The following is a 13,333-nucleotide window of genomic DNA, read 5'->3' as shown; positions in this document are numbered from 1 at the left end:
ATGGCCCGTATTCTGGTGATCCGGCTGGGTGCGCTGGGCGATTTCATTCAGTCCTTCGCGCCGTTCGCGGCCATTCGCGCCCATCATCCGCATGACGTGGTGGACCTGTTGACGCAGCCCCCCTTTGCCGATCTTGCCCGCCATGCGCCGTGGTTCGACCATGTGCATGTCGATCGCAGGCCGCCATGGCATGACCTGCGCGCGGTCATGGCGCTGCGTCGGCTGCTGCGGTCATATGACTTCATCTATGACCTGCAGACATCAGGTCGCAGCACACGTTATTTTCATCTCTCGGGCATGACGGCCTGGTCGGGAATCGGGCGCGGGGCGCAGGCGGTGCATGACAGTCCGCAGCGGCGCGCCATGCATACCCGCGCGCGCCAGCGTGACCAGTTGCGCCGTGCGGGAATCGACAGCCTGCCGGTGCCCGACCTGTCATGGCTGGCGCGTGGTGGCCCTGTCCTGCCCGCGCCCTATGGCGTGCTGGTGCCAGGTGCCGCGGCACATCGCCCGGCCAAGCGCTGGCCGGTGGAACGCTATGCCGCCCTTGCGCGACGAATGCATGCGCGCGGCCTGCTGCCCGTCATCGTGGGCGGCAGGGGGGAAAGGGCGCTGGCCGCCGTCATCCGCGACACCTGTCCCGCTGCCGTTGACCTGACGGGGCGGACATCGCTGCCGGAACTGGGGGGCGTGATGGCGCGGGCGGCCTGCGCCGTGGGCAATGACACCGGCCCCATGCACCTTGCCGCAGCGCTTGGCGTGCCCTGCACCGTGCTGTTTTCAGCCGACAGCAACCCCGCGCTGACCGCGCCGGTGGGGCAGGTGCGGGTCATTTATGTGCGTGATCTGGCCACTCTGCGCGTTGACAGGGTTGCGGCGACGCTCGCCTGACGCCATTACAGCGGAATATCTTCATACCGGAGCAATGAAACCATGCCTGCCATAACCCTGCCTGACGGATCCGTTCGCCGCTTTGACGGGGCAGTGACGGGCACTACCGTGGCGCAGTCCATCGGGGCCAGACTGGCCCGCGCCGCCCTTGCCATGGAAGTGGATGGCAAGCTTATGGATATCGGTCGCGAGATCGACCATGACGCCAGCATCCGCTTCGTGACGCGCAAGGATCCCGAGGCGCTGGAAATGATCCGCCATGACGCCGCCCATGTGCTGGCCGAAGCGGTGCAGTCGCTGTTTCCCGGAACCCAGGTCACGATCGGCCCGTCGATTGAAAACGGGTTCTATTATGATTTCTATCGCAACGAACCGTTCAAGCCGGAGGATTTCGCCGCAATTGAAAAGCGCATGGGCGAAATCGTGGCCGCGAACGAACCCTTCGTGCGGGAGACATGGCCGCGTGAGAAGGCCATCGCGTTTTTCGAAGACAGGGGCGAGCGCTTCAAGGCCGAACTGATCCGTGACCTGCCCGAAGACGAGGAAATCTCGATCTACCGCCAGGGGGAGTGGCTGGACCTGTGCCGTGGGCCACACCTGCGTGGCACGGCCGATGTCGGCAATGCCTTCAAGCTGATGAAGGTGGCGGGTGCGTACTGGCGCGGCGACCATCGCAACCCCATGCTGACGCGCATCTATGGCACGGCATGGCGCGACCGCAAGGAACTTGAGGCGCACCTGCACCAGCTTGAGGAAGCCGAGCGCCGCGACCACCGCCGCATTGGCCGCGAGATGGACCTGTTCCACATTCAGGAAGAAGCCGTGGGCCAGATCTTCTGGCACCCCAAGGGCTGGCGGCTGTATTCGGTGCTGCAGGACTACATGCGTCGCGCGCAGAACAATAACGGTTATCAGGAAGTGCGCACGCCGCAGCTTGTTGACCGTGCCCTGTGGGAAGCCTCCGGCCACTGGGACAAGTACCGCGAGCACATGTTCATCGCCACCGTCGAGGATGAGGACAAGACCCTCGCCCTGAAGCCGATGAACTGCCCGTGTCATGTGCAGATTTTCCGCCATGGCCTGCGCTCGTATCGTGAACTGCCGCTGCGCATGGCGGAATTCGGCGCGTGCCACCGCTACGAGCCATCCGGTGCGCTGCATGGCATCATGCGTGTGCGTGGCTTCACGCAGGATGATGCGCATATCTTCTGCACCGAAGACCAGATTGCTGATGAAACCGCGCGTTTCGTGCGGATGCTGGCGGATGTGTATCAGGACCTCGGCTTCGAGCATTTCCGCGTGAAATTCGCCGATCGCCCCGAACAGCGCGCCGGCGATGATGCGACATGGGACCGTGCGGAAAACGCGCTGAAGGTCGCGTGTGACATGGCGGGTGTCACGTATGAACACAACCCGGGCGAGGGCGCGTTCTATGGCCCCAAGCTGGAATTCGTGCTGCGTGACGCCATTGGCCGTGACTGGCAGTGCGGCACGCTGCAGGTCGATTACGTGCTGCCCGAACGGCTGGATGCATCCTATGTTGGCGAGGACAGCGCGCGCCATCGTCCCGTCATGCTGCACCGGGCGATTCTGGGATCGTTCGAGCGATTCCTTGGCATCCTGATCGAACAGCATGCCGGCCGTTTCCCGCTATGGCTGGCGCCGGTGCAGGTGGTGGTGGCGTCCATCGTGACCGATGCGGCGGATTATGCCCAATATGTGACCGACAGCCTGCGCAAGGCGGGGCTGGTGGTGGAAGCCGACCTGCGCAACGAGAAGATCAACGCCAAGATTCGCGAACACAGCCTTGCGCGCGTGCCGGTCATTCTGGTCGTCGGCCGCAAGGAAGCGGAGGAAAACACCGTCGCCCTGCGCCGCCTTGGCGGCAAGGCGCAGGAAGTCCTGCCGCTGGAGGAAGCGGTGTCCGCCCTTGCATATGAAGCCCTGCCACCCGATATCCGCAGGGCACGCGGCTGATCCATCTGGTTCCGTGCCGCGATTGCATGGCTGTTTTCGCAGGTACGGGACAAGACAGTACTTGATCTGGGGCGCGTCTTTGCGTCACATATCTTTCCATAATGTAAGGTCATGCCCTGCCTGCGTGTTTTCCATGGTGTCAGCCATGATCACGCGGGTATGCGGGATGGCCTTATCTGCCGTTTGAATGAAACAGTCACAGGAGCTGACCATAGCCAGACCCCCGATGCCCACTCCGCCAAATCGAGAGGGCCCCCGTGTCAATGAAGAGATCCGCGTACCGCAGGTCCGTCTGATCGACGAAGAAGGCGAGATGCTGGGCATCATGTCCACGCGTGATGCGCTGGCCCGTGCCTATTCTGTTGGCCTTGACCTTCTGGAAATCAGCCCGAACGCCGAGCCCCCCGTGGCGAAGGTTCTCGATTACGGGAAGTTCAAGTACGAACAGCAGAAGAAGCGCAACGAAGCGCGCAAGAAGCAGAAAGTCATTGAAATCAAGGAAGTCAAGGTTCGTCCGAACATTGATGAAAATGACTATCAGGTGAAGATGCGCGCGATGAAGACCTTCATCGGCGAAGGTGACAAGGTGAAGGTGACCCTTCGCTTCCGTGGCCGTGAAATGGCGCATCAGGATCTGGGTGTAAAGGTGCTGGAGCGTATCCGCGCGGAAATGGATGAGGTCGCCAAGGTTGAGCATATGCCCAAGCTTGAAAACCGCCAGATGATCATGGTGCTGGCCCCGCGTTAAGCGCGGTGTCACTGTCTGCATCATGAAAAAGGCCCGGTGGGATTGTCCCTTCGGGCCTTTTTCGTCTGTTCTTGCACATGGAAAAACAGGCGCAGGGGGCAGATTACGTCCCTTGTCCGTTCCCGGCTGTCACGCGTGGCGTTTATGGGAGAGGGTAGGAAGACCCGGCCCGGTAACCCGTTAATATAAAAAGTTTCTGGGTGCCGCCTTTTTTCAAAAAAGGCGGCGTTCTTCAAAGCTTTCTGAAAAAAGCTTCGCCAGAAAATTTTTCCTGTTTACGGGCTTTTACCCAGCGGGCTTCAGGATCAGCGTGGCGCGGACGGTTGCCGTGACATCCTGCATGCCGGTCGGGGCTTCCGGTGCGGGCATGTCCATGCTGGCGGCGCGGGCCATCATCATCATGGGCATCGGGCGCGGCATGTTCTGGTCTTCCAGCGTCACGCTGCGGATGGAGGCGATATTCAGCTTCAGCGTGGATGCTGCGGCCTGTGCGCGCTGCTGCATGTCCTGCAGGGCCAGCGTTTCGGCCCTGCGGGTCAGTTCCATCCGCTTTTCGCGTGAAAGGGACCAGTCCAGCCGCGTCAGGGCCAGGTTGTCGGCCTGCAACTGGCCCACCAGCGGCAGCAGTACCTTGCCATCGCTGGCGGTCAGGCGGACGCTCTGGCGCGCCACCCATTGCGGCTTGCGGTTCTGGCGTGGGTCGCCGTCGTCATGATGCACGAAATACGACTCGGCATTCAGGGTCAGTCCCGTCACATGGGCGCTGGCCGCCGTGACCTTGCCCACCAGCGCATTGACCTGCGCCTGTGCGCTGGCGGCCGTATCGGCCCGTGCTTCAGCCAGGAAGGTGGCGGTCAGTTCATCCGGCTGGGCCTGCACCGTGCCCGATGCCGACAGTTCCAGTTCGGTTGTATCGGGCTTCGCCGCGTTCGCGGGCTGGGTCTGGGCCATGCTACCTGCCGGGTGCAGTGCCGCCGCCGCCAGCATGCCGGGCAGGATGATGCGCAGGCTGTGGCGGGCAGGGATCTTGAACAGGGAAAAAGTCATGAGTGCGTGGTCTCCTTCAGTTCGACCAACGCACGACGCAGCCGCACGATGCCTGAACGGATTCGCCCTTCGCGGCACATGTCTTCCCCCTGCGTGCGCAGGCTGTCCACATCCTGCGGCAGGGCGGGACCATAGGCGTCGATAATGTTCAGCAGCCGGTTGCAGTAGGCCTTGGTGTCACTGGTAATGATCACGGGCTTGTCCGGTCCATCCCGTGTGGTGACGACCTCCGCCCCGGTGCCGGCCCCGACCGGGGCTGCGCCACACAGGCAGAAACTCATCACGACGATGGCTGGCGCCATGGCGGGGTGCATGTTCATGACGTTACTTTACGCTACTGTTCATGTCATGCTGATGGGGGAAAGGTGATCTTTCCGTCATGCCTGATATGTGTTGGGGAGATGGAAAATCTTCCTCATTGCCTGAAATCGCGCAGGCTGCGATCGGCAGCGCCAGCGAAACCGTCAGCCCCGGATTATGCGCAGAAAGGTGCATCCGCCCCCCGTGCAACTGCACGATGGCCCGGACCATGGACAGTCCCAGCCCCGAACCGGGGGTGTTGCGTGCCTTTTCCGCACGGAAAAAACGCTCCGTCGCGCGCGCCATGTCCGCCTCGCTCATGCCAACGCCCTCATCACTGACACACAGGTCCAGCATGCCTTCGCCCGTCGGGCCGACAATGCGGCCGGGCGCGAGTTCGCGCACCTGCGCGCGCAGGTGGACGGTGCCACCGGCCGGTGAGAATTTGATGGCGTTGTCCAGCATGTTGGCCACGGCCTGCTGGATCAGCGAACGGTCACCGTAGAAGCTGAGGCTGCCGGGCAGGTCCAGCGCAAGCCGGATGTCATGGTCTTCCGCCACGGCTTCATACAGGTCGGCCACATCGCGCAGGACCGGTACCAGGTCAAACGTCATGAAGGCGGAGCGGCGGGCCCCGGCCTCGATCTGGGCAATGCGCAGCAGGGCCTCGAACACGGCGGTCACATTGTCCAGGTTGCCGACCGCGCGTTCGATCGCATCGCGCAGTTCCGCATCCGATTTCGCGTGCAGGGCCGCGTCCTCAAGCTGGGTGCGCGCACGGGCGATGGGGGTGCGCAGGTCATGGGCGATGGAATTGGACACCTGCCGCACGCCATCCATCAGGCGCACGATCCGGTCCAGCATTTCGTTGATGGCTTCGGCCACCTGATCCATTTCATCACCATTGCCCACCAGCGGCATGCGGCGGCTCAGGTCGCCATGGGCGATGGCGGATGTGGTCCGGGCCACGGTCTTGACCATGCGGCGGAAAATGCCATGCACCAGCACCGCGCCGCTGACAGCCAGCAGCGTGACCATCACCCATGCCCATAACAGCGAATCGGTCAGCAGGTGGCGCAGGATGCCCCGCGCGCGCACGTCGCGCCCCACCAGCAGGCGGTAGCCACTGTCCAGCTGTCCCGCCGTATGGCTCTGTTCCGTACCGGGCAAGCGGTAGGCATGCAGTTCCGCCATGCCGCGCAGTCCCGCCCGCGTATCGGGCAGGGAATACCAGCGGTCCGTGTACTGCACCTTCACAGGCCATGCCGAGACATTGCCCGTCAGGTAATTCCCCTGCGGGTCGATGACGAGGTAGATCGCATCGTCATCCAGGTTCTGTTCAAGCCTGTCCTCGATGGTCAGGGCCAGCGTGGGCAGCCCCCCCATCATCCACCGTTCGGCCAGGGCATGGGCGTCGGCATTGATGGCGGTTTCGACCTGGCGTTCCAGAAACCCGATCGTCCCCCACCACATGAAGGACATGAACAGGATGGAGGACAGGGCGAACATCATGCCATACGCCAGCGAAAAACGCAGGCTGGCCGACCGCCACGCCCGCCAGCGTGACGGGCGGGGCATGGCGCGGGGAAAGCCGCCGGGCATCAGCATCCCGCCCACAGGCAGGGATGGCGCCTATTCGGCACGCAGCATGTATCCCGCGTTGCGGATGGTGTGGATCAGCGGGGTCCCGAAAGGCTTGTCCACCTTCTGGCGCAGGCGTGAGACATGCACGTCGATCACGTTGGTCTGCGGGTCGAAATGATAGTCCCACACGCCTTCCAGCAGCATGGTGCGCGTCACGACCTGCCCCGCATGGCGGGTCAGGTATTCCAGCAGGCGGAATTCGCGTGGCTGCAGGTCGATCTTCTGGCCCGCGCGACGCACCGTGCGCGACAGCAGGTCGATTTCAAGATCGGCCAGTTCCAGCTTGGTCTGGGGCGCGGTTTCCGTGCGGCCACGGCGGCCCAGGGCCTCGACACGGGCCAGCAGTTCGCTGAAGGCGAAGGGCTTGGTGACATAATCGTCGCCGCCCGCCTTCAGGCCCTGCACGCGGTCGTCCACGTCCGCCAGCGCCGACAGCAGCAGCACGGGGGTCGTGTTGTTCTGCGCGCGGATGGTTTCCAGCAGGCGCACGCCGTCAATGCCGCCGGGCAGCATGCGGTCGAGTATGATCAGGTCGAACTTCTCGCTCACGGCCATGAACAGGCCGTCCTTGCCGTTATCGGTCAGTTCGACCAGGTGCCCGGCTTCCTTCAGGCCCTTGGCCACGAAGTTGCGGACGGTGGGGTCATCTTCAACAACAAGAATATGCACGTTGCCTCACGTCGTTTGGGGCGGGGTCAGTCAGTCGTCCATGTCTTCGTCGGGGCGGTGGCCGACGCAGGCTGGCAGGCTCAGCGCCTCGTGGTGGCGACGGATATGCAGCACCACGGTTGATTGGGGCCGTTTCGCCGCGATCGAGCGGATCAGCATGCGTGACGTATCGATCGGTTCGTCGTTCACGGCGGTAATGACATCCCCTATATGCAGGTGCGCCTTCATGGCCGGTCCATTGCGGTCGATGCCGACAATCTGCACGCCGTCATGTCCCGACCCGTCCGTCAGTGTAACACCCAGCCACCCCCGGTCGATATGGCCATTATGGCGCAGTTCTTCCACGATAGGTGCCACGATTTCCGACGGCAGGCCAAATCCGATGCCCACCGACCCGCCAGTGGGGGAGACAATGGCCGTGTTCACCGCCACCACCTGACCGCCAAGGTTGAAGGACGGGCCACCCGAATTGCCGGGGTTGATCGGGGCGTCGATCTGGAAAAAATCATCAAACGGGCTGGTGCCGATATCGCGGCCGCGGGCCGACACGATGCCAGCGGTCACGGATGACCCCAGTCCGAACGGGTTGCCCGCCGCCATGATCCAGTCCCCGATATTGACCAGCCGGCTGTCCCCCCATGGCACGAAGGGCATGGGGTGGGGCGCATGGATCTGGATGACCGCGATATCCGTCAGGTCATCGCTGCCAACCAGGTGGGCCGGGAATTCCGTGCCATCGGCCAGTGATACGGTAATCAGGTCCGCACCCCCCACCACGTGCGCGTTGGTCACGATCACGCCGCTGGGGTCGATCAGGAAGCCCGAACCCGCGCCCAGCATTTCCTCGCCATGGGCGCGCATGCGCTCGCGGAATTTGTGTTCAAACGGCGTGCCCTTGACGCTGGGGGGCAGGGGCTGTCGGCTGGTGGTGGTGTGGCTGTCCTGCGCCACCGCGATATTGACCACGGCAGGTCCCACCTGGCGCACCAGCGGGGCGAAGGTCAGTGGCCCGGTCGAGACCACCGGCGGCACGGGCGGGGCGAACAGGGAGGGGTTCGGCGGCGTGGCGGATGACGTCGCATTGTCCTGCGCGCGGGCGTCCATTATGGCGCCCCCGATGGCGGCCATGCCCAGCAGCAGCATCGGTATCAGCCCGGAAGCCGGGCAGCGGGCCATGGCAATCCGTTTCATGCAGGGCGGGGCGAAGGAGGGTTCATAGTCATGCATGTTATCTGAAAAAAGCGGCAATGCCATGGCTGCATGGCATCATCGGCGCGAATGTCCGCAGTTTTATGGCGTGCGCCGCGGGCGTGGCGGTGGGGGGCTGGCCGTGGCGGGGTTTTCAGGCCAGTCATGGCGGGGGTAACGGCCGCGCATGTCACGGCGCATGTCCGCCCATGACCCGGCCCAGAAACCGGCCAGGTCGGCGGTGATGGCCTGTGGCCTGCCAGCCGGGGACAGCAGGGCGATCCGCAGGTCCACCCGGTCATCGGCAATGGTGGGCGTCCGTGTCACGCCATAGAAGGTCTGCGCCCGTGCCGCCGCCACCGGCACGGGCTGCAGGTAGTCGATCGCGGCCCGCCCGCCCGGCAGGTCCAGATTGGTAGGCAGCATGCGGTCCAGCCATTTCAGCGCGGCGTGGTCCATCGTGGCGCGCAGCATGGCCAGCAGGTCCATTTCCGCCAGCGCCGACAGGCGGTTCACCCCCGCAAGCCATGGGGCCAGCCAGCTTTCGGTGGTCCGGGCCAGCGCCTCATCCGACAGGTCGGGCAGGTCCGGACGGTCCAGCCGGGTGCGCGCCAGGTCCACGCGGGCCTGCAACTGCCGGCAGGCGTCATGCCATGTAAATGTCGCGGCCAGGTTCTGTGCCGCCTGTGCGCACAGCAGGGCGCAGACCTCGTCAGGACTGGCGGTGACCGTGCGGTCCCGCAGCACAAGGTTGCCCAGCCGCAGCCTGCGCCGGGCCAGCACGTTGCCCGTCGTGGTATCCAGCGTGGTTTCAACCTGTTCACGCGCCCGCGCCAGCAGGCTGTCGGGCAGCGCGTCGCGGTCCAGCGGGGCGGCCAGGCAGATTTCGGCCGCCTTGCGCACATGCATGCCCGCCACCGCCAGCAGGCTGCACCGCGCAAGTTCATCCGTTTTGGACAGGCGCGCGCTGCCGCCACCGGCCAGGCGGAACGACCCGGCATCCCCACGGGACTGCGCCACCCGGTCGGGGAAGGCGGCGGCAATCAGGGCGGCAGGATCGCCGCTGGCGGGAATGTCACGCCCCAGCCCCAGCCGCCTGCGATACTGCCGGGCGGCATGGCGGATACGTGACAGCGCCGCGCGGTCGGCATCGGGGTGGTCGCCACCGGCCAGCAGGTCCAGACGCAGGCGGATATCCGCAGGGGCCGCTGGCGGCGCGCCCCGGCTACCACCGGCGGGACGGCGGGGACGCAGCGGGTCGCGTTCCTCCAGCAGGGCGGCGATGTCGGCGGCCATGGCCCGCTCGGCAGGGGTGCGGGCGGCCAGCATCATGGCGGCAAGGCGGGGATGCGCGCCAAGGGCGGCCATGCGCGTGCCCTCGCGCGTGATGCGGGCGTCATCATCCAGCGCGCCCAGTGCCTGCAGCAGGCTGCGCCCAGCTTCGAACGCGCCATTGGGGGGCGTGTCGGGAAAGGGCAGGTCGGCGGGCGCCGTGCCCATCGCGTCCTGCCACGCCGCCGTATCCAGACGCAGGCCGGTCAGTTCGGCCTCCATCATTTCCGGCTGGTCATGTGGCGGCATGGCGCGCGCGGTCATTTCCGTCCACAACCGTATGGCGATGCCGGGGGCGACACGCCCCGCGCGGCCCGCGCGCTGGTTGGCCGCCGCACGCGAAATCCGCACCGTGTCGAGTCGCGTAAGCCCCGTGCCGACATCCAGCCGGGGCACGCGGCGAAAGCCACCGTCAACCACAATGCGCACGCCCGGCACGGTCAGGGAGGTTTCGGCAATGGAGGTGGACAGGATCACCCGCCTGCGTCCGTCGGGGTGGGGGGTAAGGGCGCGATCCTGCTCGGCAGGGGGCAGTTCACCATAGAGCGGCAGGACATCCGCCGCGATTCCGTCCAGCAGGCCACGCGTGCGGTGGATTTCGGCCACACCGGGCAGGAAGGCCAGCACATCGCCGGGGTCCTGCGCCACGGCGCTACGGATGGCGGCGGCCATGGCGTCGGGCAGGTCGCGGCGGTGGACCAGGTCGCGGGTGGCGTGGCGGATCTCCACGGGAAACATCCGGCCTTCGCTTTCCACCAGTTCGGCATGCATGCGCTGCGCCAGCGCCGCGCCATCCATGGTGGCGGACATGGCGACCAGCCGTAGTTCAGGCCGCAGGCTGCGTTGCAGGTCGAGACAGAAGGCAAGGGCGGCATCCGCATCGACCGAACGTTCGTGGATTTCGTCAAAAATCACGCACGCCACCCCATCCAGCGTGGGGTCGGACAGCAGGCGGCGCACCAGCAGCCCTTCGGTAATCACCTCGATGCGCGTGCGTTCCGATGTCGCGCCATCAAGCCGGGTGCGGTAGCCCACCAGCCCGCCCGGCTGTTCGCCCATAAGCCCTGACATGCGCATGGCGGCCGCGCGGGTGGCCAGCCTGCGGGGTTCCAGCATCACGATCCGCCCGTCCCCACGCCACGGCGCGTCCAGCAGCGTCAGCGGGACCAGCGTGGTCTTGCCCGCACCGGGTGGCGCGACCAGGACGGCGTTGGACGTGCGCGCCAGCGCGGCCTGCAGCAGTGGCAGGGCAGCGGCGACAGGCAGTGCGTTGCCGTTTTCGGACAGAAGGGTGTCGAGGCGGTTTTGCAAGGTCGGGTCTAAGGCCATATCCTGATCTTATGGCGTCCGGCATGGTGGTGGGGCAATCCTTGGCATGGTACACGGGCGCGTTTTTCCTTCATCCTGTTCTGGCGGAGTAATGCCGGTGCCCTTCCTGTGGCTTATGTCCATCCTGTGCATGCTGGTGACCGTCCTGCCCCCGGCCCGCGCCGCGCAGAGCGACGCCGTGATTTCCCCCCGCGCCACCGTAACCCTGGTCACGGATGACGATGCGTACATGCCCGGCAGGCCCCTGCATGTGGGGCTGCGCCTGCGGCTTGCGCCGGGGTGGCATACCTACTGGCTCAACCCCGGTGATGCGGGGGATGCGCCGACGCTGGCTGTCACGGCAGAAGGCGGGGCGACCGGGCAGGCCGGCACCATCGAATGGCCCACGCCGCGCGTGCTGCATGACGGGCCGCTGACCTCCTATGCCTATACCGGTGATGTGCTGCTGCCGGTTACGCTGATCCCGGTGGCGGGGGCGGGAGACGGCCCGGTCACACTGAACGCCAGGGCGGAGTGGCTGGTCTGTGCCGAAGTCTGCGTGCCTGAAAATGGCAGCTTCAGCCTGACCCTGCCACGGGGCGAGGCACAGCCATCGGTCGAGGCCGCAGCCTTCGCGCGTGCTGCCGCCGACAGGCCGGTTGCCTCCCCCTTTGCGGCGCGTGTTTCGTCCGCCGGGGTCCTGCAACTCGAGGGGCGTGGCCTGTCACCGGATGCGGTGAAGGATGCGTGGTTCATGCCCGAAGTGGCGGGCGCGATCGATCAGGACGCGCCGCAGGGTGTGACGGTGGGCGACGGGGTCGTGCAACTGGTGCTGAAACCGGGGCCGGTTTTCCATGACGGGGCGGGCCTGTCCGGTATCGTGGTGCTGCGTGATCCCATGGGGCGGGAACGCGGGCTGTCGGTCCGGCCAGCGTTGGGGGATGTGCGCGTGCTGGCACCGCCATCCGTGGCAGCCCCGCCCGGCGGGGTCGTGCATGTCGGATGGCTGGTTGGCATGGCGTTTGTAGGGGGAATGATCCTGAATCTCATGCCCTGTGTCTTTCCAGTGCTGGCGATGAAGGTGCTGTCGCTGGAACGCATGGCGCGTGGCGAACGCAGGGCGGCCCTTGCCGGGGCCGGGGCCTATACGGCGGGTGTGGTCGGATCGTTCGTTGTGCTGGGGGGGGCGATTGCCGCCCTGCGCGTGGCGGGCCAGCAGGCGGGATGGGGGTTCCAGTTCCAGTCCACCGGCTTTGTCATCGCGATCTGCCTGCTGCTGTTCGCCGTTGCCCTGAATCTGCTGGGTTTCTTTACCATCGGCCTACGGTTGATGGGGCTGGGGGATGGGCTGCCCGCGCATGCGGGTGACTTTCTGACCGGGGTGCTGGCGGTTGTCCTTGCCTCGCCCTGCACTGCGCCGTTCATGGGGGCGGCGGTGGCAGGCGCGCTGGCCGCCCCGCCGGTGGTGGGGCTGCTGGTTTTCGTGGCGCTTGGGTGCGGGCTTGCCGCCCCATACCTGCTGCTGGCGTGCATGCCGGGGCTTTTGGGCTGGCTGCCACAGCCGGGCCGGTGGATGGAAACCGTGCGTAACCTGCTGGCCCTGCCAGTGCTGGGCACATGCGTGTGGCTGGCATGGGTGGCGAAGCTGGAAGGCTGCATGGATGCGCTGGGCCTGCTGGCGGCGGGGCTGGTGCTGGTGCTGGTGGGATGCTGGTGCCTGCGCCGGGCCAGCATGATGGACCTGCGTGACGCCATGGAAGGTCGCGCGGGACTGTATCGTGCCATTGCGATCCTGACCCTGCTGGTGGCGTTTGTTGGCGGCGGCGTGCTGCCGCCCGCCAGCGTGCATGACCGCAGCCGGGGCACCGACCGGGTGATGGATGGCAGTTCCGCTTTCTCCCCCACCCGTCTGGCGGAACTGCGGCGGCAGGGCCGTCCGGTCTTTGTGGACATGACGGCGGCATGGTGCATTTCATGCCTGGTCAATGAACGCGTGGCCCTGTCCACCCGTGCGGTGCAGGATGCCTTCGCCCGGCGCGGGATCGTTTACATGAAGGGGGACTGGACCCTGCGGGATGCAGCCATTACTGCCTTCCTGCATGAGCATGGGCGCGATGGCGTGCCGTTCTATGCCTATTACCCGGCCCATGGGGCGGAGGTGATCCTGCCGGAAATCCTGACCCCCGGCCTTGTCCTGCGCATGACCGCGCCAGAAGGAAAATAAGCACA

At 65.6% G+C, this 13,333-nt stretch carries 10 protein-coding genes; 4 read left to right on the top strand and 6 right to left on the bottom strand.

What is annotated here, in order from left to right; genetic code table 11:
• From GEU01_RS03810 to infC, 3 genes are all read left to right on the top strand, one after another.
• Positions 1–891, top strand: coding sequence for a glycosyltransferase family 9 protein (locus GEU01_RS03810; protein ID WP_019085006.1), 891 nt, complete (start codon positions 1–3; stop codon positions 889–891).
• Positions 892–933: 42 nt separating this feature from the next.
• Positions 934–2,868: a threonine--tRNA ligase gene (thrS, locus tag GEU01_RS03805; protein ID WP_019085005.1), complete on the top strand. Its 1,935-nt coding sequence runs from the start codon at positions 934–936 to the stop codon at positions 2,866–2,868.
• A gap of 226 nt (positions 2,869–3,094) precedes the next feature.
• Entirely contained in the window at positions 3,095–3,616 is a 522-nt protein-coding gene (gene infC / locus GEU01_RS03795) for a translation initiation factor IF-3 (protein WP_010508127.1), read from the top strand.
• Between the two features lie 285 nt (positions 3,617–3,901).
• Here the strand turns inward: infC and GEU01_RS03790 are convergent, their stop codons facing one another.
• From GEU01_RS03790 to hrpB, 6 genes are read right to left on the bottom strand one after another with little or no spacing between them, the layout of a single operon-like run.
• The gene (locus GEU01_RS03790; protein WP_019085004.1) at positions 3,902–4,663 is read right to left on the bottom strand and encodes an SIMPL domain-containing protein; all 762 of its coding nucleotides are present in this window, start codon (positions 4,661–4,663) and stop codon (positions 3,902–3,904) included.
• Positions 4,660–4,983, bottom strand: coding sequence for a hypothetical protein (locus GEU01_RS03785; protein ID WP_010508130.1), 324 nt, complete (start codon positions 4,981–4,983; stop codon positions 4,660–4,662). Before GEU01_RS03785 ends, GEU01_RS03790 begins: the two co-directional genes overlap by 4 nt.
• A 4-nt stretch (positions 4,984–4,987) precedes the next feature.
• Entirely contained in the window at positions 4,988–6,565 is a 1,578-nt protein-coding gene (locus tag GEU01_RS03780) for a sensor histidine kinase (RefSeq protein WP_010508132.1), read from the bottom strand.
• A gap of 30 nt (positions 6,566–6,595) precedes the next feature.
• Positions 6,596–7,276 carry a response regulator gene (locus tag GEU01_RS03775; RefSeq protein WP_010508133.1) on the bottom strand — a complete coding sequence of 227 codons (681 nt, stop codon included), beginning with the start codon at positions 7,274–7,276 and terminating at the stop codon, positions 6,596–6,598.
• Between the two features lie 30 nt (positions 7,277–7,306).
• The gene (locus GEU01_RS03770) at positions 7,307–8,530 is read right to left on the bottom strand and encodes a S1C family serine protease (RefSeq protein ID WP_019085002.1); all 1,224 of its coding nucleotides are present in this window, start codon (positions 8,528–8,530) and stop codon (positions 7,307–7,309) included.
• A 36-nt stretch (positions 8,531–8,566) separates the two neighbouring features.
• Positions 8,567–11,107 carry an ATP-dependent helicase HrpB gene (gene hrpB / locus GEU01_RS03765; protein WP_019085001.1) on the bottom strand — a complete coding sequence of 847 codons (2,541 nt, stop codon included), beginning with the start codon at positions 11,105–11,107 and terminating at the stop codon, positions 8,567–8,569.
• Between the two features lie 109 nt (positions 11,108–11,216).
• Here hrpB and GEU01_RS03755 point away from each other — a divergent pair, with 109 nt between their 5' ends.
• Positions 11,217–13,328: a protein-disulfide reductase DsbD family protein gene (locus tag GEU01_RS03755; RefSeq protein ID WP_019085000.1), complete on the top strand. Its 2,112-nt coding sequence runs from the start codon at positions 11,217–11,219 to the stop codon at positions 13,326–13,328.
• Positions 13,329–13,333 lie beyond the last annotated feature (5 nt).

The sequence above is a fragment of the Komagataeibacter europaeus LMG 18890 genome, assembly GCF_000285295.1.
GTDB classification, from domain to species: domain Bacteria; phylum Pseudomonadota; class Alphaproteobacteria; order Acetobacterales; family Acetobacteraceae; genus Komagataeibacter; species Komagataeibacter europaeus.
Note: the sequence above shows the minus strand (reverse complement) of the source record. Positions and strands in the feature narration are given on the sequence as shown.

Coding starts and splice junctions, on each gene's coding strand:
- GEU01_RS03810 (WP_019085006.1), top strand. CDS start 1: ATGGCCCGTATTCTGGTGATCCGGCTGGGTGCGCTGGGCGATTTCATT.
- thrS (WP_019085005.1), top strand. CDS start 934: ATGCCTGCCATAACCCTGCCTGACGGATCCGTTCGCCGCTTTGACGGG.
- infC (WP_010508127.1), top strand. CDS start 3,095: ATGCCCACTCCGCCAAATCGAGAGGGCCCCCGTGTCAATGAAGAGATC.
- GEU01_RS03790 (WP_019085004.1), bottom strand. CDS start 4,663: ATGACTTTTTCCCTGTTCAAGATCCCTGCCCGCCACAGCCTGCGCATC.
- GEU01_RS03785 (WP_010508130.1), bottom strand. CDS start 4,983: ATGAACATGCACCCCGCCATGGCGCCAGCCATCGTCGTGATGAGTTTC.
- GEU01_RS03780 (WP_010508132.1), bottom strand. CDS start 6,565: ATGCCCGGCGGCTTTCCCCGCGCCATGCCCCGCCCGTCACGCTGGCGG.
- GEU01_RS03770 (WP_019085002.1), bottom strand. CDS start 8,530: ATGGCATTGCCGCTTTTTTCAGATAACATGCATGACTATGAACCCTCC.
- GEU01_RS03755 (WP_019085000.1), top strand. CDS start 11,217: ATGCCGGTGCCCTTCCTGTGGCTTATGTCCATCCTGTGCATGCTGGTG.